Raw genomic sequence first — 24,684 nt, 5'->3', positions numbered from 1 at the left:
GTCCCGCCCGGGAGCCAAATCAGCGGCTGTATCCGGATAGGTCGCAGGCAGCCTATGCTGCCTGGACGATTATCGGAACAAGGGAGCTGTCGATGTTGTTTGCACGCGTGATTCTGGTCCTGCAGATGCTGGCGCTGGCCGGTTTGGGCCTGGCCTACTTCGTTCGGCCCCATGAGATGAGCAACCTCAGCGGCATGCTGCTGATGGCGCCTGCCGCGGCGACCGATGTGCGCGCCTATTACGGTGGCCTGCAGCTCGGTCTGGCGGCCTTTCTCGGCCTGGCCCTGACTCGCCTCGACCTGACCCGCGCCGCCTTGACCCTGCTGGTGCTGCTGTACAGCGCCCTGGCCCTGGCGCGCATCGGCGGCCTGTGGCTGGACGGCGGCGCCCAGCAGACCTTCAACCTGCTGGCCTTGCTGCTCGAGGTGGTTGCCGCCGGGTTGGCCTTCTGGGCCCTGCGCGGGTTGAGCCGGGAGTAGTTCTCACGCCCGTGCCAGACTGCCGATGCCGCATGCAGGGAGGCTGCGGCAGGCTACTGGGGCGCGGGTTGCGCGCCCTGCCTGGAGAGGGTCTCGCTATGGCACCTGGCTTGAGTATCCGGCAGCGGCAGATGAATAGCCGCCTGCCGCTCCGCTAGCCGCAGCGGCGCAATCCGGGCTTGTGCAGCGCCTGGCGCGACGGGTCAAGGCCCGTCCTGCCGGATTCGAGGGGGCGAGGTGGTGCTCGGCTGCGGATCCGTTCAGCTATCCGGCAATTCGTAAGCGTAGATCTTGTCCGCCTGCATCTGGTAGCCGGCTTCGGCCAGTTCGCTGCTGCTCTGCTCGACCTTCAGCGGCCCCTCGATCCAGAATGGCTGGTACAGCGCATCCAGCAGCACGCCCAGTTCGGCGGTGACGTGCACGATCTGGTTGGAGGGCGGTGGCGGTACATGGATGCAGGCGCCGAAGTAGGGCACCAGCAGGAACTCGGTGACCCGGCCTTCGTCGGTGACATCCAGCGGCACTATATAGCCCGGCAATTTCACCCTCTGACCGTGCAGTTCCTCGACCACCGGCGCGGCGGGCGATTGCTGCGCGGCGGCCGGGCCGGCTTCGGACAAAGCGTCGGCCAGTTGCGACAGGTCATGGATGGGCGCGGGCTCGACCGCTTGCGCTGGCGCATCGGCCGGGACCATCTCCGACCAGTTCAGCTCGCGCACCTCGGCGGCCGATAACGGCAGGGTCAGGGCGAGCAACAAGGTGGCGAGCAGGGGGCGGTGCATGGTCAGGCCTCACAAACGAATCGATAACCCATCGGCCAGCGACTGCCGATAGGCGCGCCAGGCGGGTACGCAGCCCATCAGCAGGGCGGCGCTCAGGATAGCGCCGAGCAGCGTCCACTCATAGGCCGTTGGCAGGTCAAGCGGCAGATACAGGCCGTAGTTGGCCTGCACATGACTTTGTGCGCCGGCGATGCCCAGGTACAGCAGCAACAGGCCCAGCAGCACGCCGGCTAAGGCCAGGGCGAAGGCTTCCAGGATCAGCAGGCCGGCGATATGCCAGGGCCGCGCGCCCACCGAACGGAGGATCGCCATCTCCCGGCGGCGTTCGTTGAGGCTGGTGAGGATCGCCGTGAGCATGCCGATCAAACCGGTCAGCACGACGAACAGCGAGACCACGAACAGCGCCTTTTCCGCCGTGCCCATCAGGCTCCACAACTCTTGCAGGGCTACGCCGGGCAGAATTGCCAGCAGCGGCTCGCCACGGAACTCGTTGATTTCGCGCTGCAAACTGAAGGTGGCGATCTTGCTATTGAGGCCGAGCAGGAAGGCGGTGATCTGCTTCGGCTGTAGATCCATATTTCTGGCTTGCTCGGCGCTGACCACGCCAGCGCCACGTGCCGGCATGCCGTTCTGCCAGTCGACGTGCAGCGCTTCCATGCCGCCGAGGGAAATATGCAGGGTGCGATCCACCGGGGTGCCGGTGCGTTCGAGAATGCCGACCACGGTGAAGGGCTTGTCGTCGTGCTTGACCAGGCTGATGGTCGCTACGCCATGGGCCAGCACCAGCTCTTCGCCGAGACTGTAGTCCAGCGCCCTGGCCACTTCCGCCCCCAGCACCACCTCGAACGGATCGCTGGCGAAGGGCCGGCCCTGCTCGATCTTCAGTGGCTGGCTGCGGGCATAGCGGAAGTGCTCGAAATACGCCTGGCTGGTGCCCATCACCCGGTAGCCGCGGTGCGAGTCGCCGAGGGAAATCGGAATCGCCCACTTGACCTGACGGTGTTCGGCGAAGCGCTCGAAGCTGTCCCAGCGAATGTTGTTGGTCGCATTGCCGATGCGGAACACCGAATACAGCAGCAGGTTGACGCTGCCCGAGCGCGCGCCGACGATCAGGTCGGTGCCGCTGATGGTATTGGCGAAGCTGGCGCGCGCTTCGCTGCGCACCCGTTCGACGGCCAGCAACAGGCAAACGGAGAGGGCGATGGCGAATACCGTGAGCAGCGCGGTGAAGCGGCGGTTGCCCAGGCTGGCCAGGGCCAGACGTAATAGGTACACCTTCAGACCTCCGTCGGGGTGGCGGCGCGGTTGAGTTCGGCCAGCGACAGGCTGCGGTCGAACAGGCGCGCCAGGCTCTGGTCGTGACTGACAAACAGCAGGCTGGCGCCGGCCTCGCGGCACTCGGCGAACAACAACTGGAGGAAGGCCTCGCGGGCATCAAAGTCCAGGGCCGAAGTCGGCTCGTCGGCGATCACCAGCTCGGGCTGGCCGATCAGGGCGCGGGCGGCAGCGACCCGCTGTTGCTGGCCGATGGACAGTTCGTCGGCGCGGCGCTCGAGCAGCCTGGTCTCTTTCAGACCGAGGTGGGCGAGCAGGGTGGCGGCGGCCTGGTCGATGCTGCCGTGGCGCTGGATGGCGCGGCTGGCGCGCAGCCTGGAGAAGTGACAGGGCAACTCGACGTTCTCGCGCACCGAGAGAAACGGCAGCAGGTTGAACTGCTGGAAGATGTAGCCGGTGTGGTCGACGCGAAAGCGGTCGCGGGCGCTGGCCGAGAGGGTGCGGAGTTCCTGGTCGAGCAGGCGGATGCTGCCGCGACCGGGCGTCTGCACGCCGCCGAGCAGGCCGAGCAGGGTGGTCTTGCCGCTGCCGCTGGGACCCTTGAGAAACAGGCTTTCGCCGCGCTCCAGGGTGAAACTGGGGATGTCCAGCAGCTGCGCCTGGCCGGGCCAGGCGAAACCGAGGTTGGACAGGCTGATCAGGGCATTGCTCATAAAGTAAGCGGCCGGGTTGCCCCGGCCACGCTGCGCTCCGAAAATTTAGAAACCGAGGGACGGCTTGGCGGGTGTCAGCTCGACGCCTTGCTGGCCGCTTGGGCCGATCAGTTGTACCTGAATTTTCTCGGTGGCGGGGAAGCGCTTGAACAGTTCGCTCAGGTTCAATTGTTTCAATTCGCCAGGCTTTTTGCAGTCGAGCTGGTAGTGCGCATGGATTTCGCTGTGCTCGCTGTCTTCATCGTGGTTGTGATGTTCCTCATGCTCATCATCTTCGAACAATGCGCTTTCGAGCTCGGTTTCGCTCAGGGTGCAAGCGCCTGCACCCAGGCCGAACAGGGCCTGCGGGCCTTGTAGTTGGCTGCGTGCGGCGGCGACCTTGGCCTTGTCGGCGTCGCTCGTGGCGGCATGTTCGAAACCCACCAGATTCATGGCCGGGCTTTCCAGCTCCAGCTCCAGGGCTTGGCCGTCGAGCACCACATTGAGGCGGGCGGCGCCATGCTCGTGGGCATCCAGGCTGCCGTGTTCGGCGTGGTCATGTTCGTGTTCGTGATCGCTGGCCTGGGCGGCGGCCAGCGGTAAAAGGGCGAAAGGCAAGGCGAGCAAGAGGCGGCGCATGGGTGTCTCCGGTGATGGCTGCTAATTCGCGTTATGTTATAACAACTTTGTGCGTCCTCTGGCCAGTGTCCCTTGGCGGCATGCGGGTGGCGTGGGAGCATGCCCGCAGATCATTTGAGGATAAAGATATGGTGCGCATTCGTGGGCGGGTCGGCGACTGGCCGGTGGACCTGACGGTGGAACTGGACGCCGAGGATTGGGCGCAGTTGACGCAGCACGTTGCGCCGAGTGCGCCGGTCGAGCCGTTGCCCGTTGCCGCGCCCGCCGCTACGCACGTCCCGGCCGACGCCTTATGGCAAACCACGCTGGAGCTGCTGCGTAACGCCGGGCAGATCGAAGGGCCACAGTTGCTCGGGCAATTGGCCGCGCTGGCCGGTGGCGAGGCCGCGGGCAAGCGCTTGTTGGTACGGCTGCGGCACTGCGGTCAAGTGCGGATGGAGACGGGCGCGGATGCGCCTATCTATCACTGGGTTGGTTGATAAGTACCGATGAATAACTGCACAGCGACAGGTTATCCATCTCTGACCTGTCGCGGCTAAAGCGGAGTGCCGCCCAGTCCTCCCGCAGGGCTAACTGCGCTCGTGGAAGGGGCTTTGGCCGCGAAGCCCGACAGGCCCAGGCCTGCCTAGTAAATCGCCTGATACAGCTTGCGTCGGTAAGCGGTCACCAGCGGGTGCTCGTTGCCGAGCAGGTCGAAGACTTGCAGCAGGGTTTTGTGCGGCAGGCCGTCGGCGTAGTTGCGGTTGCGGATAAACAGTTTGAGCAGGGCGTCGAGCGCCGGTTCGTAGTGCTGGCGCGCCAGTTGCTGGAGCGCCAGTTGGTAGCTGGCTTCGTCGTCTTCGGCGTTTTGCGCCAGGCGGGTTTTCAGGTCGGCGACTTCGGGCATATCGGCGGCCTGGCGGAGGAAGGTCAGCTGTGCGCGGGCGCCGGCCAGGGCCTGTTTGTGCTCGTCGCCCTTGACCGCATCGAGCACGCTTTGCGCCTCGTCCAGCTCGCCGCGTTCGGCCAGGCAGCGGGCGTAGAGGATCAGCGCCGCGGCGTGCTGGTTATTTTCCGCCAGCACTTCTTTGAGCAGGGCTTCGGCATCGCCGATGCGGCCCTCGGCGAACAAGGCCTGGGCCGCCTGCATGGGGTCGGCAGCGGCGGGTGCCGGCTCGGCCACGTGGGGCTTGAGTAGTTCGCGGATCGCCGATTCCGGTTGCGCGCCGGTAAAGCCATCGACCGGCTGGCCGTCCCTGAACAGCACCACGGTGGGCAGGCTGCGAATGCCGAAGCGCGCGACTATGTCCTGTTCGATGTCGCAGTTGACCTTGGCCAGCAGCAGTTCGCCCTGATAGCCCTCGGTGATTTGCGCCAGCAGTGGCATCAGCGCCTTGCAGGGCGCACACCACTCAGCCCAGAAGTCCACCAACACCGGCTTGTGGAAGGAGTTCTCGATCACCAGTTGCTCGAACTGGGCACTACCGGACACGTCGAAAATATAGGGGCTGTCGCTCATGGGCTCGGCTTCAATGATGAGAAAGGCATAGTTTCAGGCTGAAGGGCGCAGGCTGCAAGTTTCGGGGCGGAGATGAGGGAAAGCTGCGTTGGCTGGCGCGATCACCACAGTGAATTCCCCATTCAAGCCCGCTGCGCGTAATACAGGCTAACCTGGCGAAACTCTTCCGGCTCAGCCAGGTCCGGCCAGGTGCAGGCGTCCATCACGCCAAGGCGCCGATACAGCGGGTGCTGGAAGTCGCGCACCCGTGAATCGGCTACCAGTGCCTGGCGTCCGCGGCTGAGGAACTGGTCGAGCAGCGGCAGGTTGGCGCGGTCGTAGAGCACGTCGGCGACCAGGATCAGGTCGAAACGGTCGGCTTCCCGGAAGAAGTCCGCCGAATAGCCCAGTTCCACCTGATTGAGGGCGGCATTGGCCCGGCAGGCCGCAAGGGCCAGTGGGTCGAGGTCGCAGGCCACCACTTCGAGGGCGCCCGCCTTGGCCGCGGCAATCGCCGCGACGCCGGAGCCGCTGCCGAAGTCCAGTACACGCTTACCGCGCACCCACTGCGGGTGCTCAGCCAGCCAGCGCGCCAGCACCAGGCCGCTGGCCCAGCAGAAGCACCAATAGGGCGGCCCCTCGAGAATGCGCCGGGTTTCCTCAGGATTGAAGGCTCGATCCATATTGGTCGCATCGATCAGCCAGAGTTTCAGCGCGGTGCCGGGCACGGTGGTGGCGGTCAGTTGCGCATCGCCGAGTAGTTCGTGCAGCGCCCTGTGCAGGCGAGCCGGTGCATTCATGGCGCGGGTACCAGTTGCAGTGCGCCGAGTTGCTGGCTGTCGTTGTGGCGAATCGGCTGGGGTGGCAGGCGCAGGATCAGTCGGCCGGCCTGATTGACCCGCCCGCGCAGCTCGACCCGAGTGCCGGGGATAAAGGCCTGGGGGTCGAAGGGCAGGCGAAAGGGCAGCGCCGCGCCGCTGCCGGTCAGTTGGATGGTGCCCAGCAGAACCTGCGGCAAGCCGCGCGCATCGATCAGCAGCAGGGCCAGTTCGACTTCGGCATTGCGGGGTACGCCGAGCAGGTTGCCGCTGAGTTCGCGCAGATGGGCCGGCAGGGCGGCGGGGGCCGCGTCAGCCGGTGCTTGCGCCGCTGGCTGGGGCGGCATGGCGGGTTCGCTGGCGCAGGCCGCCAGCAGCCCGGTCAGGGCAAGCGGAGCGAGCAGTCGCATCGTGCAAGTGGCCATCGAAGTGGGTGCCGGGAAGAGTGGTGGGAACGGGCGTCTGTATAGCGCAAACTCCTCGGCTTGTCTTGCCCGCGGGATGCGCTACCATGGCGCTTTCCTGTTCAAGGCGGCTGCCATCCTATGCACTGTCCCTTCTGCGGTGCCAACGACACCAAGGTCATCGATTCACGCCTGGTCGCCGAGGGCGGGCAAGTGCGCCGTCGGCGCGAATGCCTGGCCTGCGAAGAGCGTTTTACCACCTTCGAAACCGCCGAGCTGGTGATGCCGCGGCTGATCAAGCAGGACGGCAGCCGCCAGCCGTTCGACGAAGACAAGCTGCGTGCCGGCATGCAGCGCGCCCTGGAGAAACGCCCGGTGAGCATCGAGCGTCTGGAGGCGGCGATTGCCCATATCAAGCACCAGCTGCGCGCCACCGGCGAGCGCGAGATCAAGTCGCTGGTGCTCGGCGAACTGGTGATGAGCGAGCTGCAGAAGCTCGATGAGGTCGCCTACATCCGCTTCGCCTCGGTCTATCGGCGCTTCCAGGATCTCAACGAATTCCGCGAGGAAATCGACCGGCTGTCCCGCGAACCCGCGAAACAGCCATGATGGGCTTCGATCATGCTTGCATGGCCCGCGCCCTGCAGCTGGCCCGCAAGGGTCTGTATTCCACCCACCCGAACCCGCGGGTCGGCTGCGTCATCGCCCGCGACGGACAGATTGTCGGCGAAGGCTGGCATGTGCGCGCCGGTGAGCCGCACGCCGAGGTGCATGCGCTACGCCAGGCCGGCGAGCAGGCGCGGGGCGCCACCGCCTATGTGACTCTGGAGCCCTGCAGCCATCACGGCCGTACCCCGCCGTGCGCCGATGCGCTGGTCGCCGCCGGTGTGGCGCGGGTGGTGGTGGCCATGCAGGATCCCAATCCAGAGGTCGCCGGCAATGGCCTGGCGCGGCTGAGGCAGGCCGGGATCGAGGTCCAGACTGGCGTGCTGGAAGCCGAGGCGCGGGCGCTCAATGCCGGCTTCATCAAGCGCATGGAACAGGGCCTGCCCTTCGTGCGGGTCAAGCTGGCGATGAGCCTGGACGGCCGCACTGCCATGGCCAGCGGCGAGAGTCAGTGGATCACCGGACCGGCCGCCCGCGCCGCGGTGCAGCGCCTGCGTGCCCGCGCCAGCGTGGTGCTGACCGGCGCCGACACGGTGTTGGCGGACGATGCCCGCCTGACCGTGCGCCCGGAGGAACTGGGCCTGGATGGCGAGCTGACGGCGCTGGCGATGACCCGCCCGCCGTTGCGGGTGCTGGTCGACGGCCGCCTGCGGGTGCCGCTGGATGCGCCCTTCTTTCAAGCCGGCGCGACGCTGGTGGCGACCTGCGCGGCGGCCACGGCGCGTGATCGCTACCTGGAGGCGGGGCACGAATTGCTGGCCGTACCGGGCAGTAGCGGTCATGTCGATCTGCACAAACTGCTGGCCGAACTGGCCGGGCGCGGCGCCAACGAGGTGCTGGTCGAGGCCGGGCCGCGCCTGGCCGGGGCCTTCGCCCGCGAGGGCCTGGTCGATGAATACCAGTTGTTCGTCGCAGCGAAGTTTCTCGGCTCCAGCGCGCGGCCGCTGCTCGAACTGCCGTTGGCGCGGATGGCCGAGGCGCAGGCGCTGAAGATCGTCGAGATGCGCGCAGTCGGCGACGACTGGCGGATCATCGCAGTGCCGGAGCAGAGGCAGGCATAAGCGGCAAGCCACAAGCTGCAAGTAAGAGCTTGACGCTGGCTGAACTCGAGCCCGCACACTGATGCGCTTGCAGGGGGCGGCCATCCGCTTTGCAGCTTGCAGCTGCTTCATTGCCACAATTGTGGTAAAACGCGTCTCGGCCACTGCGGTGGCCGCAACGTTCTCAGGGCGGGGTGTGATTCCCCACCGGCGGTAATGGCGCCATGCGCCTAGCCCGCGAGCGCTTGTTACCACCTGTTACAGGCGGCGGCAAGGTCAGCAGACCCGGTGCGATTCCAGGGCCGACGGTATAGTCCGGATAAAGAGAGAGCGGGATTCCCTCCTCGGGCGCCCTGTGCGCACCCGTGAAATCCCTATCGATCGGCATTGCCCTGTTTTGACTAAAACAGGAGTTCATCCATGCTGTTCAACATCATCCAGGCACCGGAGGACCCATGTTCACCGGCATAATCGAATCCATCGGCAGCATCCGTGCACTGACGCCCAAGGGCGGCGACGTGCGTGTCCATGTGGCCACCGGCAAGCTCGATCTGGGCGACGTCAAACTGGGCGACAGCATCGCGGTCAACGGCGTCTGCCTGACCGCGGTGGCGCTGCCCGGCGACGGTTTCTGGGCCGACGTCAGCCGCGAGACCCTGGCACGCACCGCCTTCATCGACTTGAAGCCCGGCAGCAAGGTCAATCTGGAAAAGGCGCTGACGCCCTCCAGTCGCCTCGGCGGCCATCTGGTCAGCGGCCATGTCGACGGTGTCGGTGAGGTCATCGCCCGCGCCGACAACGCCCGCGCCGTGCAGTTCACCATCCGCGCGCCGCGCGAACTGGCCAAATACATCGCCCACAAGGGCTCGATCACGGTCGACGGCACCAGCCTGACCGTCAACGCGGTGAATGGCGCCGAATTCGAGCTGACCATAGTGCCGCACACCCTGGCCGAGACCATCATGGTCGACTATCGCCCGGGGCGTCAGGTCAACCTGGAAGTGGATCTGCTGGCGCGTTACCTGGAGCGCCTGCTCCTCGGCGACAAAGCCGCCGAGCCAAACGCCTCGGGCATGACGGAAAGTTTTCTGGCCGAACACGGCTACCTGAAGAATTAAGGAATCGCCAGCATGGCTCTCAACAGCATCGAAGAACTGATCGAAGACATCCGCGCCGGCAAGATGGTCATCCTCATGGACGACGAGGATCGCGAAAACGAAGGCGACCTGATCATCGCCTCCGAGTGCGTCAAGGCCGAACACATCAACTTCATGGCGCGTTTCGCCCGCGGCCTGATCTGCATGCCGATGACCCGTGAACGCTGCGAGCTGCTCAAGCTGCCGCTGATGGCGCCGCGCAATGGCTCCGGTTTCGGCACCAAGTTCACCGTCTCGATCGAGGCCGCCGAGGGCGTCACCACCGGCATCTCCGCCGCCGACCGCGCGCGTACCGTGCAGGCCGCGGCAGCCAAGCACGCGGTGGCCGACGACATCGTCAGCCCCGGCCATATCTTCCCGCTGATGGCCCAGCCCGGCGGCGTCCTGGCCCGCGCCGGCCACACCGAAGCGGCCTGCGACCTGGCGCGCATGGGCGGCTTCGAGCCGAGCGGGGTGATCTGCGAGATCATGAACGACGACGGCACCATGGCCCGGCGTCCCGAGCTGGAAGAGTTCGCCGCCGAACACGGCATCAAGATCGGTACCATCGCCGACCTGATCCATTACCGGCTGATCCACGAGCGCACCGTCGAGCGTGTCAGCGAGCAGATCCTCGATAGCGAGCTGGGCCAGTTCAACCTGGTGACCTACCGCGATTCGGTGGAGAACGACGTGCACATGGCGCTGACTCTGGGCACCATCTGCGCCGATCAGCCGACCCTGGTGCGGGTGCACAACATGGACCCGCTACGCGACCTGTTCATGGTCAAGCAGCCGGGGCGCTGGAGCCTGCGCGCGGCCATGGCCGAGGTGGCCAGGGACGGCAGCGGCGTGGTGCTGCTGCTGGGCAACCCGCTGACCGGCCCGGATTTGCTCGCGCATTTGGAGCGGCAGTTGGGCGGCGAGGCGAAAGTGCTAGCCAATCCGACCACCTACAGCACCGTCGGCGCCGGCTCGCAGATCCTCCGTGACCTCGGCGTGCGCCAGATGCGCCTGATGAGCTCGCCGATGAAGTTCAATGCGATATCCGGTTTCGACCTGGAAGTTGTAGAATACCTGCCCTCTGAATAATCCCAAGGGCCGCCAATCGCGGCCCGGCTCTTTAAATAGACGAGACTCGCTATGACCCTGAAGACCATCGAAGGTACTTTCATCGCCCCCAAGGGCCGCTTCGCCCTGGTGGTCGGCCGCTTCAACAGCTTCGTTGTCGAAAGCCTGGTAAGCGGCGCCGTTGACACCCTGGTTCGCCACGGCGTGAGCGAAAGCGACATCACCCTGATCCGTGCACCGGGCGCCTTCGAGATCCCCCTGGTGGCGCAGAAAATCGCCCAGCGTAGCGAGTTCGACGCGATTATCGCCCTCGGTGCGGTGATCCGTGGCGGTACGCCGCATTTCGAATACGTCGCCGGCGAATGCACCAAGGGCCTGGCCCAGGTGTCCATGGAGTTCGGCGTGCCGGTGGCCTTTGGCGTACTGACCGTCGACTCCATCGAGCAAGCCATCGAGCGTTCCGGCACCAAGGCCGGCAACAAGGGCGCGGAAGCTGCACTGTCCGCCCTGGAAATGGTCAGCCTGCTGGCGCAGTTGGAGGCCAAGTGAGCCAGAACGACAAGCCGCAAGCGCCGAAAGGTTCCAAGGCTCCCAGCGGCAAGACCCTGGCGCGCCGTCAGGCGCGCACCCTGGCCATGCAGGCGCTGTACTCCTGGCACATGGCCGGTCAGCAACTGAACGAGATCGAGGCGCAGTTTCGCGTCGATAACGATTTCAGCACGGTCGACGGCGCCTACTTCCACGAGATCCTGCACGGCGTGCCGCGGCAGAAGAGCGAGATCGACGGCGCCTTCGAGATCCTCCTGGATCGCCCTATCGCCGAGATCGACCCGGTCGAGCTGTCGATTCTGCGGCTGTCCACCTACGAGCTGAAGAACCGCCTCGATGTGCCCTATCGGGTGGTGATCAACGAAGGCATCGAGTTGGCCAAGGTGTTCGGCGCCACCGACGGGCACAAGTTCGTCAACGGCGTGCTGGACAAATTGGCGCCGCGTCTGCGGGCCGACGAAGTCCGTGCCAACCGGCGCTGACAGCCTCTTGAACAGCGACTGCGGCTTGCGTGCGCCAGGCCAGACCCGCCTGGTCGCGGCGCCGCTGGCCGGCGGTGTCGTCCGTGGGTGAGTTCGAGCTGATTCGCCGTTACTTCGCCGCGGCGGCCTGTGCGCAGGCTGGCGCAGGCGTGGCGCTGGGCATCGGCGACGACTGCGCGCTGCTGGAGCTGCCGGCTGGCGAACAGCTGGCGGTATCCACCGACACCCTGGTGGCCGGGGTGCATTTTCCCGCTGCAGCCGATCCCTTTCTGCTCGCCCAGCGTGCGCTGGGCGTGTCGGTCAGTGACCTGGCCGCCATGGGCGCGAGCCCCATCGGCTTCACCCTGGCCTTGACTCTGCCTGGCGCCGAAGCGGCTTGGCTGCAAGCCTTCGCCGGCGGTCTCGACCGGATGGCGCAAGACTGCGCCGTGCGCCTGATCGGCGGCGATACCTCGCGCGGGCCGCTGAGCCTGACCCTGACCGTGTTTGGCCGGGTGCCCCATGGCCTGGCGTTGACCCGCGCCGGTGCGCGGGTCGGCGATCTGCTCTGCGTCGGCGGCGAGCTGGGCGATGGCGCCGGTGCCTTGGCCCTGGTGCTCGGCCAGCGCCAGGCGCCAGCCGAGATTGCCGAACCCTTGCTGGCGCGCTATTGGTCGCCGCGCCCGCAGCTTGGCTTGGGCGTGGCGCTGCGCGGCAAGGCCACGGCGGCGCTGGATATTTCCGACGGCCTGCTGGCCGATTGCGGGCATATCGCCGCCGCCTCGGGCGTGGCGCTGCTGATCGAGCAGGCGCGCCTGCCGCTGTCGCCGGCATTGCTGGCCTTGCTCGGTGCCAGTGGCGCGCGGAACTGCGCGCTGAGCGGTGGCGACGATTACCTATTGGCCTTTACCCTGCCGGCCGAGCATCTCGCCGGCTTGCAGGCGCAGGGTTGGCCGGTGCATGTGGTCGGCCGCGTCGAGGCCGGGGCAGGCGTGCAGTTGCTGGATCAGCAGGGTCAAGGCATCACGCCGCAGGCGCGGGGCTATCAGCATTTCGGGAGTGACGGTGACTGAACCGCTAAGCGTGCCGCCGTCGGTATGGCGCAATCCGTGGCATTTCATCGCCTTCGGCTTCGGCTCGGGCACCTTGCCCAAAGCACCGGGCACCTGGGGTTCGCTGGTGGCGCTGCCGTTCATCCCGCTGTGGCAGATGCTGCCGGACTGGGGCTACTGGCTGATGCTCGGCATTACCATGCTGTTCGGCTTCTGGCTGTGCGGCAAGGTGGCGGAAGACCTGCGTGTGCATGACCATGAAGGCATCGTTTGGGACGAAATGGTCGGCATGTGGATCACCCTGTGGCTGGTGCCGGAAGGCTGGGGCTGGCTGCTGGCGGGTTTTTTGATGTTCCGCCTGTTCGACATCCTCAAGCCCTGGCCGATCAGCTGGATCGACCGGCACGTGCATGGCGGCGTCGGCATCATGCTCGACGACGTGCTGGCCGGGGTATTCGCCTGGCTGGCCATGCAGGTGCTGGTGTGGGGCTGGGTCAATGGACTGGCGGCAGGGTTGGGCTTCTAGCCGTGCGATGGAAGTTGGGGTTGCTGCTGGGGGCGCTGGGCTGTTCATGCGCCTATGCCGAGCCGGCTGCGCCGCGGGAAATTCGCCTGGCCAGCGAGGTCTGGCAAGGCTACAGCCATGCCGACGGCAGTGGTCTGGCCTGGGATATCCTGCGTCAGGTGTTCGAGCCCGAAGGCGTCGAACTGGTGATCCAGAGCGTACCCTATACCCGCTCCATCGGCCTGGTGCAGCGCGGCGAGGCCGATGCCTGGGTCGGCTCCTACCGCAATGAGGTGGACGAGGGCGTGTTTTATCCGCGCTGGCACTACGACGCCGATCAGATCAGTGCACTGGGCTTGATCGAGCAAGCGGTACCCACCCAGGCGACGCTCGGCGAGTTCCGCCTGGTGTGGGTGCGTGGCTATGAATACCAGCGTTATTTGCCAAACCTGAAGCACTACCGGGAAATTCAACGCCGCAACGGTATCCTGCCCATGCTCGATTACGGCCATGCGGATTTCTACATCGATGCGCAGACCGAGATCGATGAGGTGCTTGAAGGTGCCGCCGACCGGGCCCGCTACCGGGTCACCCGGTTGACCCGGTTGCCGATGTACCTGGGGTTTGCCGATAACCCGCGTGGGCGGGCGTTGGCCCAGTTGTATGATCGACGCATGGCGCAGCTGGTCGAGCAGGGCAGCTTGCGCCCACTGTTCGAGCGCTGGCGGCAGCCCTATCCCTTCGAATGAGGAGTGAGAGCTTTGCGTAACAGGCTGAAAGTACTCTGCGCCGGGGCGCTGCTGTTGGCTTGCGCGACGAGTTGGGCGGCGGCCCAGGTGCTGGTGGTCGGCCTGTTCCCCGGTGCCGCGGTGCTCAATGTCGACGGCCAGCGCAAGCTGGTGAGAGTCGGCCAGACCGGTCCCGGCGGGGTGGTGGTGGTCAGTGCCGATAGCCGTGGCGCCGTGCTGCGGGTGGATGGCGTGGAGCGCGCCTATTCCCTGAGTCGCGAATACAGTGAAGGCTTTGCCGAGCCGAGCACGCGTCAGTTGAGCATCGCCAAGGGCATTGGCGGGCACTATTGGGTCGCCGGTTCGGTGAACGGCCACCCGCTGCAGTTCCTGGTCGACACCGGCGCCACCTCGGTCGCCCTCAACGATGGCCACGCTCGCCGCCTCGGCATCGACTATCGCGTGGTCGGCCGGCCATTGCAGGTCAGTACCGCCAGCGGCACGGTGCGCGGCTGGCGGGTCAATCTCAACAGCGTCAAGGTCGGCACTCTGGAGGTGCTGGGCGTCGAGGCGGTGGTGCTGGAGGGTGGCTCGCCCAGCGATGCGCTGCTCGGCATGAGCTTTCTCAGTCGGGTCGGCTGGCGGGTGGAGCAGGATCTGCTGGTGCTGGAGTCCAAGCACTGACAGCAGACATACGCCATAAGCCCGGCCTGCTATCCCCTCGTTGCGGCTTATCCGATCCTTATCATCGGTAATTCAAGCTGACCCGCTGGCAAGGGCTGCTGTTACAATGCGCCCTCGCAAATTTCCAGCCCTTATCTATTTAGGAGCATCCGGTGTCTGTCGTGTTCGTCGCCGCCTCCCAGCTGCCTACCCCGTTCGGGGTGTTTACCATGCATGGCTTTCTCGAAACGGCCACGGGCAAGGAGCACGTCGCGCTGACCTTTGGCGATGTGGCCGATGGCGAGCCGGTGCTGGGGCGCCTGCATTCCGAGTGCCTGACCGGCGATGCGCTGTTCAGCCTGCGCTGTGACTGCGGCTTCCAGCTCGAAGCCGCGATGCGTGCGATTGCCGCCGAAGGACGTGGCGTCCTGCTCTATCTGCGCCAGGAGGGCCGCGGCATTGGCCTGCTGAACAAGATTCGCGCTTACGAACTGCAGGATGGCGGCGCCGATACGGTGGAGGCCAACGAGCGCCTCGGCTTTGGTGCCGATCAGCGTGAATACGCGATCTGCCTGCCGATGCTTGAACACCTGCACATCAAGGCGCTCAAACTGATGACCAACAACCCGCGCAAGGTCAAGGCGCTGGGCGATATGGGCATCAACGTAGCCACTCGCGTGCCACTGCAGATCGACCACAATCCGCACAACAAGAAGTACCTGGCGACCAAGGCTGGCAAGCTCGGGCATATGCTCGGCAGTCTGCATCAGGGCGAGGTTGAGGAAAGCCTGTGACCCGCGCCAACGTGCGCCGTCGCCTGGCGCTGGCCTGGTGGTCGCAGCTGGCGCTAACCCTGGCGCCGCTGTTGGTGCTTGACTTGCTGTTTGCTGCCGATCGGCAGCTGACTGTGTTGGCCATGCCCTTGTTCATCGCGGGGATGGCATCGATGTTCGTCAGCCTGCCGCTGTTCCATGCCTACAAGCACGCCTTGATCGCCACTGAAAAGCACCTCGATACCCCGCAAGAACCGTCCGCCTGGCTGGCCTTGGCCGCTCGGCGTCGGCTGGCTCTGCTCGGCGCCGGCCTGCCGGCCTGGATTGCCGCCATCGCGGTGTTCGCCGGGCTTGAGGCGATTCCGCTGACGCTCCTGGCGCTGTCCAGCGTCGTCCTGTTCTACCTCTACCGTATTCCCCGCCAACTCGGTCAGTAATCGGCGCAGCGCCCGGCCATTCACCGCGGCACTGTCCGCTACGGCGCGTCCAGGCGGCTCCGCCCGCGATCTCATGACCTTGAGGTAATCCGGGGCTGCTGCCGGTTTTATCGGCTGCGCCCGGCCTATCCCTTCAGCGACGACTTCAAGCAGCAGGGCGATCTCGGCCATGACCAGGTCGAGGCCACCGATGCTACCCGCCGCCTGACCAGATTCAGCATCGCGCCGGCCTGGCCTCGTCGCCCGCCCAAAATACGTCCGCTCTACTGTTGGTGCAAAACGGTTCCGATGGTAGCGCGAAGTAAATGACACACAAGGGAGAAATATCCGCGGCGTGACATCGCACACCCTTGATAACGACCGTTATCCAGGCGCCAGCGGTGGTAGAACCTCACCGGCGATATTCGCAAGCGTGGCAGGCAATAATCCGGCGTGCTCGGCGACAGGACTCCGCCGAAGACGGCGGCTGATCGCCTGCACATCCGATCGAGCCCTGAACCGCCTCCAAGCATGGGGTGAAGGAGGCCGTTTCGGGTTTCTGCCGACCACCAGGAACGAACCTGCCGCCACAGCGAGGCGGACATTAGCGGTCAGGCGCTGGTGCAGGCGGTTGCGCCGAGCTGGAGGTCGAGGGGACGCTGCAGCGGATCGCGCAAGCCTCGCTGCAGGTGGTGCCCGCGCTGAGTGTCTACGGCTTTCGCTTTTCCCGGGATATCCAGGGCCATGTGCTGAGCCTGGCGCTGCCGCTGGTCGAGCAACTGGAGACGGGCTTGCCGCTGGCCCCGCTCGCCGCTGCGAGCGGGCGTACCGTGGGCGGCGAGAAGCCGCGGCTGGATGCCCTGTTCGAGTCGATTGCCCAGGAGTACTGCAGCTGGTCGCTGGGTGCGAGCTGATGTTGCAGTCGCTGATCAGCATGCTGCTGGTGTGGATTGGCTGGCGCTGCCTGGCGGCGCAGCACTGGACAAGGGGCGGGTCCACCTGCAGCGCTTCACCCGCCTGCTGGAAGAGCACTACCGCGCGCACTGGTCCATCGAGCGCTACGCCACGGAGCTGGGGCTCGGCGCCGCCCACCTGAATGCCCTGCGCCGCAGCCTGGCTGGGCTCTCGGCCCTGCAGGTGATCAACCAGCGGGTGCTGCTGGAGGCCAAGCGCAACCTGGTGTACACCACCATGACCATCAACCAGGTGGCCGATAGCTCGGTTTGTCCGGGCCGGCTTACTTCTCGCGCTTCTTCAAGCGTTGCGCCGGGGCCGCCCCGCAGACACTTCGCCAGCGCCGCTAGGCTCGCTGACCGCGTGTGGCGCGGGCAGCCATGCGCAGGAGTGCGCCTATCGCCTGCTCAGCAGCACCCCGGCTTCCATGTGGTGGGTGTAGGGGAACTGGTCGAACAGCGCGCAACGGGTGACCTGGTGAGTGTCGCTGAGCTGGGCGATGTTGGCGGCCAGGGTCTCGGGGTTGCAGGAGATGTAGAGGATGCGCTCGAAGCGCCGGGTCAGCTCGCAGGTGTCCGGATCCATGCCGGCGCGCGGCGGGTCGACGAACACGCTGCCGAACTCGTAGCTTTTCAGGTCGATGCCGGCCAAGCGGCGGAACGGCCGCACCTCGTTCAGTGCCTCGGTCAGTTCTTCGGCGGACAGGCGCACCAGGCTGACGTTGTCCACGCCGTTGTCTTCCAGGTTGGCCAGGGCGGCGTTGACCGAGGATTTGCTGATCTCGGTGGCCAGCACCTTGCGCACCCGGCTGGCCAGCGGCAGGGTGAAGTTGCCGTTGCCGCAATACAGTTCCAGCAGGTCGTCGTCGCGCTCGCCCAGCACCTCGTGGGCCCAGCCGAGCATCTTCTGGTTGACCTCGCCGTTGGGCTGGGTGAAGGCGCCTTCCGGCTGGCGATAGCGGTAGCTACGGCCGGCCACCTGCAGTTGTTCCTCCACATAATCCTTGCCGATGACGATGCGCTTGCCGCGCGAGCGGCCGACGATATTCACCTGCAGGTCGGCGGCGAGCTTCTCCGCCTCGGCCTGCCAGGCGGCGTCCAGCGGGCGGTGGTAGCACAGGGTGATCAGCGCTTCGCCACTCAGGGTGGTGAGGAATTCGACCTGAAACAGCTTGAAACTCAGCGTCGCACTGGCCTGCCAGGCTGCTTTCAGGCGCGGCATCAGCGCGTTGATCCGGGCGCTGGCGATGGGGAAGTCGTCGAAGAAGATCGGCGTGTGCTTGTCGCCGGCCGCGAACATCGCGTAATGACGGTTGCCGTCTTCGCGCCACAGGCGGAACTCGGCGCGCAGGCGGTAGTGCTCGCGCGGCGACTCGAACACCTCGGGTTCGGGGGCAGTGAAGGGCGCCAGCAGCTCGACCAGGCGGGCTTTCTTTTCGGCGAGTTGGGCGGCGTAGCGGGCGGGATCGAATTGGGAACGGCTCATGGGTTACTCGGAAATTCTATGAATTACGTTACTTGTAGGAGCGGCGGGGGCGTCTAGCCCATGCCCGCGAACCATGATCGCGGGCATGGCCCGCTCCTACAGGGCGGAGTCAGGCGAACCAGCCCAGCTTGATCACGAACAATAGCGACAAGACCACCAGCGCCGGGTTGAGGTCGCGCCAGCGGCCGGCCAGCAGCTTGATCAGGGTCCAGGCGATGAAGCCGAAGGCGATGCCGTTGGCGATCGAGAAGGTCAGCGGCATGGCCAGGGCGGCGACCACCACCGGGGCGGCGACTGTGAGGTCGTCCCAGTCTATCTGCGCCAGGCTGCTCATCATCAGCACGGCGACGAACAGCAGCGCCGGCGCGGTGGCGAAGGCCGGCACGGCGCCGGCCAGGGGGGCGAAGAACAGGCTGAGCAGGAACAGCAGGGCGACCACGCAGGCGGTCAGGCCGGTGCGCCCGCCGGCGGCGATGCCGGCGGCGGATTCGATGTAGCTGGTGGTGGTCGAGGTGCCCAGGGCGGCGCCGGCCATGGTCGCCGTGCTGTCGGCCAGCAGGGCGCGACCCAGGCGCGGCATCTTGCCGTCCTTGTCCAGCAGGTCGGCCTTCTGCGCCACGCCGACCAGGGTGCCGGAAGTATCGAACAGGTCGACGAAGAGAAAGGCGAAGATCACGCTGAGCAGGCCGATGTCCAGGGCGCCGGGGATGTCCAGTTGCAGCAGGGTCGGCAGCAGCGACGGCGGCATCGACACCACGCCAGTCAGTTGCGACAGGCCGAGCAGGATCGACAGGCCGGTGATCAGCAGGATGCCGATCATCACCGCGCCGGTGACCCTGCGGTAGGCCAGGGCGGCGATCACGAAGAAACCCAGGCAGGCCAGCAGCACGCCGCCCTGGCTCATGTCGCCGAGGCTGACCAGGGTGGCCGGATGGTCGACCACGATACCGGCGTTCTTCAGCGCGATGATCGCCAGGAACAGGCCGATGCCGGCGGCGATGCCGGCGCGCAGGGCCAGGGGGATGCTGTTGATGATCCACTCGCGGATCCTGAAGATCGACAGCGCGAAGAAGATCACCCCGGAGAGAAACACCGCGCCCAGCGCCACCTGCCAGGTGTGGCCCATGGTCAGGACCACGGTGTAGGTGAAGAAGGCGTTGAGGCCCATGCCCGGCGCCAGGGCGATCGGGTAGTTGGCCAGCAGGCCCATGATCGCCGAGCCGATGGCCGCCGCCAAGCAGGTGGCGACGAACACCGCGCCCTTGTCCATGCCGGTTTCGGCGAGCATGTTGGGGTTGACGAAGAGGATGTAGGCCATGGTCAGGAAGGTGGTGAGACCGGCGAGGATCTCGCGGCGTACCGTGGTGTGATGCGCTTCGAGGTGGAAGAGGCGTTCCAGCATGCGGGGCTCCCTGTGACGCCACGGCGGCGTGAATGTGTAAACCGCAAGCAAAGCACATCCGCCGGCGGCTGCACGATTTTGCTGGCGATCTGGAAAAAGGCGCGCATCATAACAGCTCGTCCGCAAGCGGTGCAGGCATGGCCCTGCGGACGCTTTTCGTTGTGCTTTTCGAGGAGGCAAACATGACTTCACGTGCCCTTGTCGCCATTGCCGATGGCGTCGAAGACATCGAATGCGTGACCTTGATCGACGTGCTGCGCCGTTCCGAGGTCGAAGTGGTGGTCGCCAGCATCGAAGGTCGGCGCATGGTTACCTGCGCCCGCGGTACTCGCCTCACCGGCGACGCCATGCTGGTCGACGTGCTGGCCCAGGAGTTCGACCTGATCGTGCTGCCTGGCGGCATGCCCGGGGCCCAGCGCCTGGCCGAGCATGAGCCGCTGGCCGAACGGGTGCGCCGGCAGGCCAAGGCCGGCAAGTTGTTCGCGGGAATCTGCGCAGCGCCGGCGCTGGCCTTGCAGGCGTTCGGTGTGCTCAAGCAGCGGCGCATGACCTGCTACCCGAGCTTCAGCGAGCGTCTCAGCGGTTGCACCTTCGTCGATCAGCCGGTGGTGGTCGACGGCAACTGCATCACCAGCCAGGGGCCGGGCACCGCGATGGAATTTGCCCTGACCCTGGTCGAACACCTGCGTGGCAAGGGCACGCGCAAGCAGGTGGCCGAGGCGATGCTGGTGCAGTGACGCGGGCTTCACTCGTCTATCCGCACGGAGGGCGCACTCGCGCAGAACCGTAGGGTGGGTCAGGCGCTTGTTCCGATAGGGCGATCGCCGCCGTTTATGGTGCGCCGTAACCCACCATGGCCGCGCCTCGGACTACTGTTTGGTGGGTTACGCGGCGCGCAAGAAACGGTGTCGAATTGACGATCTTTACCTGCGCCGCTAACCCACCCTACGGTTCTGAGCCTTACCGGCTCACCGGCCCGGTTCCGGCCGTCGCCATCGCCTCGGCAGCATCCTGTGGCTCATGCATACGGTCGCGCTTGGCCAGTTCCGGGAACAGCTTGAGCCAGGCGCCGCTGACCAGCAGGGCGCCGACCCCGCCGATCAGCACCGCCGGCACGCTGCCGAACCAGGCGGCGCTGACCCCGGCACGGAACTCGCCGAGCTGGTTCGAGGCGCCGATGAACAGGCCGTTCACCGCGCCGACCCGGCCGCGCATCTCGTCCGGCGTCTGCAGCTGCACGAAGGCGCCGCGGATGACCATGCTGACCATGTCCGCCGCGCCCAGCAGCACCAGGGTCGCCAGGCTGAACCAGAGCGAGGTGGACAGGCCGAAGCCGATGGTCGCCACGCCGAAGATCGCCACCGAGATGAAGATCACCGGGCCGACCCGGCGCTCGATGGGGAAGTACGCCAGCCACAGCGACATCAGCAGCGCGCCCAGCGCCGGCGCCGAGCGCAGCAGGCCGAGGCCCCAGGGGCCGGTGAGCAGGATGTCCTTGGCGAATACCGGCAGCAGCGCGGTGGCGCCGCCGAGCAGCACCGCGAACATGTCCATGGAGATAGCGCCGAGCACCTCGGGGCGGCTGCGGATAAAACGGAAGCCGGCCAGCAGCGAGTCCAGCGAAGCCTTCTGTTTCAGCGGCAACTGGCGCGCCGGCAGGCTCAGCATCAGGCTCAGGGCGGCGCCATACAGCAGCGCGGCGGGACCGTAGACCCAACCCGCATCCAACGCAAAGAGCAGGCCACCGAGTGCCGGTGCGACTATGGTCGCGGTCTGCATCGCCGAGGCGGAGGCGGCCACGGCGGCGGGAAACAGTCCGGGCGGCACTATGTTGGGCAGCAGCGCCTGGGTGGTGGGCATCTCGAAGGCGCGGGCGCTGCCGAGCAGAAAGGCGATGAGGAAGATCATCTCGCGGCTGAGGCCGCCCAGCGTGGTGCCGATCAGCAGGGCCAGGGCGACCAGGCCCTGAGCGCCCTGGCACAGCGCGGCGACCTTGCGCCGATCGAAGCGGTCCGCCACATGGCCGGTGAGGAGGATGAACAGGATTCGCGGGAGAAACTCGACCAGGCCGACCAGGCCCAGGTCGAGCACGTTGCCGGTCAGCGTGTACAGCTGCCAGCCGATGGCCACGGTGAGCATCTGGAAGCCGCTGGCGGTGCCCACCCGGGCCAGCCAGAAGGCGATGAAGGGGCGCTGGTGGCGCAGGAGCAGCTTGGTGTGGACGCTCATGGATTATTTAGGTAGCTAGCTACTGAAGATGCGCCAGCCTAGCATGGCTGGCGGCCCGCACAAGCCTGCGGCGCGACAAATGACCACAGCGGCAAGCGCCGGAGGAGACGCTACTCTCTAATCCATAATTGATCCAGATCAAGATTTATCCTGGTTTTTCTGGGGTCACCTCGATCGGATCCGCCGCATCGCCCCGGCTATGACAAGAACAATCGCACCCTTTGCGCCTTTCTATTGATGGGGGCGTGATCGACAGGCGCGCGCCCAGGGCCGTACCCCGAATAACCTGAGTGAGGATGCTGCATGTTCGGCATAGAGGCGCTCGACCTGGCGCGAATCCAGTTCGGCTTCACCATTTCCTTCCACATCATCTTCCCGGCCATCACCATCGGCCTGGCCAGCTATCTGGCGGTGCTGGAGGGCTTGTGGCTGAAGACCCGGCAAGAGGTGTACCGCGATCTGTACCACTTCTGGGCGAAGATCTTCGCGGTCAACTTCGGCATGGGCGTGGTTTCGGGCCTGGTCATGGCCTACCAGTTCGGCACCAACTGGAGCGCCTTTTCCGATTTTGCCGGGGCGGTCACCGGGCCGCTGCTGACCTACGAGGTGCTCACCGCGTTCTTCCTCGAGGCCGGCTTTCTCGGCGTCATGCTGTTCGGTTGGCAGCGGGTCGGTCCCGGCCTGCACTTCTTCTCCACCCTGATGGTGGCCATCGGCACCCTGATCTCGACCTTCTGGATCCTCGCCTCCAACAGCTGGATGCACACGCCGCAGGGTTTCGAGATCATCGACGGTCGGGTGATTCCGGTGGACTGGTTCGCCGTGGTGTTCAATCCCTCCTTCCCCTATCGCCTGGCCCATATGGCCACCGCGGCCTTCCTCGCCACGGCCTTCTTCGTCGGCGCCTCGGCGGCCTGGCACCTGCTGCGCGGCCGCGACAACCCGGCGCTGCGCAAGATGCTCTCGATGGCCCTGTGGATGGCGCTGATCGTTGCGCCTGTGCAGGCCGTGATCGGCGACCTGCACGGCCTTAATACCCTGAAATACCAGCCGGCGAAGATCGCGGCGATGGAGGGCCACTGGGACAACAGCAACGGCGAGCCGACCCCGCTGATCCTGTTCGGCTGGCCGGACATGCAGCGCGAGGAAACCCGCTTCAAGCTGGAGATTCCCGCGCTCGGCAGCCTGATCCTGACCCACAGCCTGGACCAGCAGGTGCCGGCGCTGAAGGAGTTCGCTGCCGAGGATCGGCCCAACTCGACCATAGTGTTCTGGACCTTCCGGGTCATGGTCGGCCTCGGCCTGCTGATGATCCTCACCGGTCTCTGGGGCCTGTGGTTGCGCGTGCGCGGTCGCCTCTACCAGTCGCGGGCGTTCCTCCACCTGGCGGTGTGGATGGGGCCTTCGGGCATCGTCGCCATGCTCGCCGGCTGGTACACCACCGAGATCGGCCGCCAGCCGTGGATCATCCAGGGCCTGATGCGCACCGCCGATGCGTCCTCGGGGCACAGCTTCGCGCAGATGAGCCTGACCCTGGCGCTGTTCGTGGTGGTGTACTTCGCCCTGTTCGGTGCCGGGCTCGGCTACATGATGCGGTTGGTGCGCAAGGGGCCGATTACCGACGAAGGCAAGCAGGCCGCCGAGGGCGGACCAGGCCAGAGGCGCACGCCGTCGCGACCGTTGTCCGCCGCCGAAGAAGGTCTGGACGATAACGACAGCCTGACTGAGAGGACTTGACCATGGGTATCGACCTTTCGCTGATCTGGGCCGTGATCATCGCCTTCGGCGTGATGATGTACGTGGTCATGGACGGTTTCGATCTGGGCATCGGCATCCTCTTTCCCCTGGTCAAGAGCAAGGGCGAGCGCGATGTGATGATGAACACAGTGGCGCCGGTGTGGGACGGCAACGAGACCTGGCTGGTGCTCGGCGGCGCGGCGCTGTTCGGCGCCTTCCCGCTGGCCTATGCGGTGGTCTTGAGTGCGCTCTACCTGCCGTTGATCCTGATGCTGCTGGGGCTGATCTTCCGTGGCGTGGCCTTCGAGTTCCGCTTCAAGGCCAAGGCGGCCAAGCGCCACCTGTGGGACAAGGCCTTTATCGGCGGCTCGCTGACCGCGACCTTCTTCCAGGGCGTGGCTCTGGGCGCCTATATCGACGGCTTCGAGGTGGTGGAGCGGGTCTATGTCGGTGGGGCCTTCGATTGGCTGACGCCGTTCTCGCTGTTCTGCGGCCTGGCGCTGATCGTCGCCTACGCCTTGCTCGGCTGCACCTGGCTGATCATGAAGACCGAGGGTCGTCTGCAACAGCAGATGCACGATATGGCCAGGCCGCTGGTGTTCGTGGTGCTGGCGGTGACCGGCATCGTCAGCCTGTGGACGCCGCTGGCCCATGCCGAGATCGCCGCGCGCTGGTTCAGCCTGCCCAACCTGTTCTGGTTCATCCCGGTACCGCTGCTGGTGCTGCTGTGCACCTGGGCACTGCTGCGCGCGGTGGCCGGCAACGCCCACTATTCGCCGTTCCTGCTGACCCTGGCGCTGATCTTCCTCGGCTACAGCGGCCTGGGCATCAGCCTGTGGCCGCACATCATCCCGCCGTCGGTGAGCATCTGGGAGGCCGCCGCACCGCCGCAGAGCCAGGGTTTCATCCTGGTCGGCGCGCTGTTCATCATCCCCTTCATCCTGATGTACACCGCCTGGAGCTACTACGTGTTTCGCGGCAAGGTGACCGAGGAAGACGGCTATCATTGAGGTGCCCGCCATGCCGGACCAACAGGAGAAGAAACCGCTGTGGCAGCGCCTCGGCTGGCTGCTATTGATCTGGTCCGCCAGCGTGCTGGCGCTGGGGCTGGTGGCCGGGCTGTTGCGCCTGTTTATGCAGGCGGCAGGGATGGGCACGCCGTAAGGCCATGTACCTGTTAGGTGTTGCAGGGCCGGTAGGTAGGGTGCGCCGTGCGCACCAGTGTTCTCGGTGCGCATGGCGCACCCTACG

At 66.0% G+C, this 24,684-nt stretch carries 29 protein-coding genes and 1 riboswitch; of the genes, 19 read left to right on the top strand and 10 right to left on the bottom strand.

Annotated elements, in window-relative coordinates; all coding sequences use genetic code 11:
- The first annotated feature begins 92 nt into the window (after window positions 1–92).
- Window positions 93–479, top strand: coding sequence for a DUF4345 family protein (locus tag BM315_RS06105; RefSeq protein WP_090498873.1), 387 nt, complete (start codon window positions 93–95; stop codon window positions 477–479).
- Window positions 480–739: 260 nt separating this feature from the next.
- On the opposite strand, the gene BM315_RS06100 is transcribed toward BM315_RS06105, so the two are convergent.
- The 4 genes from BM315_RS06100 to BM315_RS06085 are packed head-to-tail and all read right to left on the bottom strand — an operon-like array spanning window position 740 to window position 3,867.
- Window positions 740–1,261, bottom strand: coding sequence for a DUF3299 domain-containing protein (locus BM315_RS06100; RefSeq protein ID WP_090498872.1), 522 nt, complete (start codon window positions 1,259–1,261; stop codon window positions 740–742).
- Between the two features lie 9 nt (window positions 1,262–1,270).
- Complete coding sequence (locus BM315_RS06095; protein ID WP_090498870.1) at window positions 1,271–2,536, bottom strand: ABC transporter permease; 1,266 nt, start codon at window positions 2,534–2,536, stop codon at window positions 1,271–1,273.
- A 2-nt stretch (window positions 2,537–2,538) separates the two neighbouring features.
- Window positions 2,539–3,249, bottom strand: coding sequence for an ABC transporter ATP-binding protein (locus BM315_RS06090; protein ID WP_090498868.1), 711 nt, complete (start codon window positions 3,247–3,249; stop codon window positions 2,539–2,541).
- A 45-nt stretch (window positions 3,250–3,294) separates the two neighbouring features.
- Window positions 3,295–3,867, bottom strand: coding sequence for a DUF2796 domain-containing protein (locus BM315_RS06085; protein WP_090498866.1), 573 nt, complete (start codon window positions 3,865–3,867; stop codon window positions 3,295–3,297).
- A 128-nt stretch (window positions 3,868–3,995) separates the two neighbouring features.
- Between BM315_RS06085 and BM315_RS06080 the strand changes: the two genes are divergently transcribed.
- Complete coding sequence (locus BM315_RS06080) at window positions 3,996–4,346, top strand: hypothetical protein (RefSeq protein ID WP_090498864.1); 351 nt, start codon at window positions 3,996–3,998, stop codon at window positions 4,344–4,346.
- Window positions 4,347–4,492: 146 nt separating this feature from the next.
- Here the strand turns inward: BM315_RS06080 and trxA are convergent, their stop codons facing one another.
- From trxA to BM315_RS06065, 3 genes are all read right to left on the bottom strand, one after another.
- Window positions 4,493–5,365: a thioredoxin gene (gene trxA, locus BM315_RS06075; protein ID WP_090498862.1), complete on the bottom strand. Its 873-nt coding sequence runs from the start codon at window positions 5,363–5,365 to the stop codon at window positions 4,493–4,495.
- A gap of 122 nt (window positions 5,366–5,487) precedes the next feature.
- Complete coding sequence (locus BM315_RS06070; protein WP_090498860.1) at window positions 5,488–6,144, bottom strand: class I SAM-dependent methyltransferase; 657 nt, start codon at window positions 6,142–6,144, stop codon at window positions 5,488–5,490.
- Window positions 6,141–6,572 (bottom strand): YbaY family lipoprotein, encoded by a 432-nt coding sequence (locus BM315_RS06065; RefSeq protein ID WP_090499094.1) that lies wholly within the window; start codon window positions 6,570–6,572, stop codon window positions 6,141–6,143. The genes BM315_RS06070 and BM315_RS06065 overlap by 4 nt, the downstream gene beginning before the upstream one ends.
- Before the next feature lie 135 nt (window positions 6,573–6,707).
- Between BM315_RS06065 and nrdR the strand changes: the two genes are divergently transcribed.
- From nrdR to BM315_RS06000, 13 genes are all read left to right on the top strand, one after another.
- A complete protein-coding gene (nrdR, locus tag BM315_RS06060; RefSeq protein WP_090498858.1) occupies window positions 6,708–7,175 on the top strand; it encodes a transcriptional regulator NrdR in 468 nt (155 codons plus the stop codon).
- Entirely contained in the window at window positions 7,172–8,293 is a 1,122-nt protein-coding gene (gene ribD, locus BM315_RS06055) for a bifunctional diaminohydroxyphosphoribosylaminopyrimidine deaminase/5-amino-6-(5-phosphoribosylamino)uracil reductase RibD (protein ID WP_090498856.1), read from the top strand. The genes nrdR and ribD overlap by 4 nt, the downstream gene beginning before the upstream one ends.
- Window positions 8,294–8,448: 155 nt before the next feature.
- Window positions 8,449–8,608, top strand: a riboswitch (FMN riboswitch).
- A 119-nt stretch (window positions 8,609–8,727) separates the two neighbouring features.
- A complete protein-coding gene (locus BM315_RS06050; RefSeq protein WP_090498854.1) occupies window positions 8,728–9,390 on the top strand; it encodes a riboflavin synthase in 663 nt (220 codons plus the stop codon).
- A 12-nt stretch (window positions 9,391–9,402) separates the two neighbouring features.
- Entirely contained in the window at window positions 9,403–10,500 is a 1,098-nt protein-coding gene (gene ribBA / locus BM315_RS06045) for a bifunctional 3,4-dihydroxy-2-butanone-4-phosphate synthase/GTP cyclohydrolase II (RefSeq protein WP_090498851.1), read from the top strand.
- Window positions 10,501–10,551: 51 nt separating this feature from the next.
- The gene (gene ribH / locus BM315_RS06040; RefSeq protein ID WP_090498849.1) at window positions 10,552–11,028 is read left to right on the top strand and encodes a 6,7-dimethyl-8-ribityllumazine synthase; all 477 of its coding nucleotides are present in this window, start codon (window positions 10,552–10,554) and stop codon (window positions 11,026–11,028) included.
- The gene (nusB, locus tag BM315_RS06035; RefSeq protein WP_090498847.1) at window positions 11,025–11,510 is read left to right on the top strand and encodes a transcription antitermination factor NusB; all 486 of its coding nucleotides are present in this window, start codon (window positions 11,025–11,027) and stop codon (window positions 11,508–11,510) included. The genes ribH and nusB overlap by 4 nt, the downstream gene beginning before the upstream one ends.
- An 83-nt stretch (window positions 11,511–11,593) precedes the next feature.
- Window positions 11,594–12,562 carry a thiamine-phosphate kinase gene (gene thiL, locus BM315_RS06030; RefSeq protein WP_090498845.1) on the top strand — a complete coding sequence of 323 codons (969 nt, stop codon included), beginning with the start codon at window positions 11,594–11,596 and terminating at the stop codon, window positions 12,560–12,562.
- Window positions 12,555–13,067, top strand: coding sequence for a phosphatidylglycerophosphatase A family protein (locus BM315_RS06025; RefSeq protein ID WP_244527255.1), 513 nt, complete (start codon window positions 12,555–12,557; stop codon window positions 13,065–13,067). Before thiL ends, BM315_RS06025 begins: the two co-directional genes overlap by 8 nt.
- Before the next feature lie 2 nt (window positions 13,068–13,069).
- Window positions 13,070–13,795 carry a transporter substrate-binding domain-containing protein gene (locus BM315_RS06020; RefSeq protein ID WP_090498843.1) on the top strand — a complete coding sequence of 242 codons (726 nt, stop codon included), beginning with the start codon at window positions 13,070–13,072 and terminating at the stop codon, window positions 13,793–13,795.
- A gap of 12 nt (window positions 13,796–13,807) precedes the next feature.
- Window positions 13,808–14,458 carry a retropepsin-like aspartic protease family protein gene (locus BM315_RS06015; RefSeq protein ID WP_090498841.1) on the top strand — a complete coding sequence of 217 codons (651 nt, stop codon included), beginning with the start codon at window positions 13,808–13,810 and terminating at the stop codon, window positions 14,456–14,458.
- Between the two features lie 152 nt (window positions 14,459–14,610).
- Window positions 14,611–15,231 carry a GTP cyclohydrolase II gene (gene ribA / locus BM315_RS06010; RefSeq protein WP_090498838.1) on the top strand — a complete coding sequence of 207 codons (621 nt, stop codon included), beginning with the start codon at window positions 14,611–14,613 and terminating at the stop codon, window positions 15,229–15,231.
- Window positions 15,228–15,647 carry an MFS transporter gene (locus BM315_RS06005; protein ID WP_090498836.1) on the top strand — a complete coding sequence of 140 codons (420 nt, stop codon included), beginning with the start codon at window positions 15,228–15,230 and terminating at the stop codon, window positions 15,645–15,647. The genes ribA and BM315_RS06005 overlap by 4 nt, the downstream gene beginning before the upstream one ends.
- A 671-nt stretch (window positions 15,648–16,318) precedes the next feature.
- Window positions 16,319–16,540, top strand: a complete 222-nt coding sequence (locus BM315_RS06000; protein ID WP_141123929.1) for a cupin domain-containing protein — start codon at window positions 16,319–16,321, stop codon at window positions 16,538–16,540.
- Between the two features lie 436 nt (window positions 16,541–16,976).
- Here BM315_RS06000 and trmA read toward each other — a convergent pair whose 3' ends face one another.
- Both trmA and BM315_RS05990 read right to left on the bottom strand, forming a co-directional pair.
- Window positions 16,977–18,065 carry a tRNA (uridine(54)-C5)-methyltransferase TrmA gene (trmA, locus tag BM315_RS05995; protein WP_090498832.1) on the bottom strand — a complete coding sequence of 363 codons (1,089 nt, stop codon included), beginning with the start codon at window positions 18,063–18,065 and terminating at the stop codon, window positions 16,977–16,979.
- Between the two features lie 109 nt (window positions 18,066–18,174).
- Complete coding sequence (locus tag BM315_RS05990) at window positions 18,175–19,467, bottom strand: NCS2 family permease (RefSeq protein WP_090498830.1); 1,293 nt, start codon at window positions 19,465–19,467, stop codon at window positions 18,175–18,177.
- A gap of 182 nt (window positions 19,468–19,649) precedes the next feature.
- Between BM315_RS05990 and BM315_RS05985 the strand changes: the two genes are divergently transcribed.
- Entirely contained in the window at window positions 19,650–20,204 is a 555-nt protein-coding gene (locus BM315_RS05985) for a DJ-1 family glyoxalase III (protein WP_090498828.1), read from the top strand.
- A 223-nt stretch (window positions 20,205–20,427) separates the two neighbouring features.
- Here BM315_RS05985 and BM315_RS05980 read toward each other — a convergent pair whose 3' ends face one another.
- A complete protein-coding gene (locus BM315_RS05980; RefSeq protein ID WP_090498825.1) occupies window positions 20,428–21,696 on the bottom strand; it encodes an MFS transporter in 1,269 nt (422 codons plus the stop codon).
- Between the two features lie 303 nt (window positions 21,697–21,999).
- Here BM315_RS05980 and BM315_RS05975 point away from each other — a divergent pair, with 303 nt between their 5' ends.
- From BM315_RS05975 to BM315_RS05965, 3 genes are read left to right on the top strand one after another with little or no spacing between them, the layout of a single operon-like run.
- Window positions 22,000–23,433 (top strand): cytochrome ubiquinol oxidase subunit I, encoded by a 1,434-nt coding sequence (locus BM315_RS05975; RefSeq protein WP_090498823.1) that lies wholly within the window; start codon window positions 22,000–22,002, stop codon window positions 23,431–23,433.
- A gap of 2 nt (window positions 23,434–23,435) precedes the next feature.
- The gene (gene cydB / locus BM315_RS05970) at window positions 23,436–24,443 is read left to right on the top strand and encodes a cytochrome d ubiquinol oxidase subunit II (protein WP_090498820.1); all 1,008 of its coding nucleotides are present in this window, start codon (window positions 23,436–23,438) and stop codon (window positions 24,441–24,443) included.
- 10 nt (window positions 24,444–24,453) lie between these two features.
- Window positions 24,454–24,597 carry a DUF2474 domain-containing protein gene (locus tag BM315_RS05965; protein WP_090498818.1) on the top strand — a complete coding sequence of 48 codons (144 nt, stop codon included), beginning with the start codon at window positions 24,454–24,456 and terminating at the stop codon, window positions 24,595–24,597.
- Window positions 24,598–24,684: the final 87 nt, after the last annotated feature.

It is taken from the genome of Pseudomonas borbori (genome assembly GCF_900115555.1).
Classification (GTDB): Bacteria; Pseudomonadota; Gammaproteobacteria; order Pseudomonadales; family Pseudomonadaceae; genus Aquipseudomonas; species Aquipseudomonas borbori.
The sequence above is the reverse complement of the archived record's forward strand: the minus strand, read 5'-3'. Positions and strand labels throughout refer to the sequence as shown.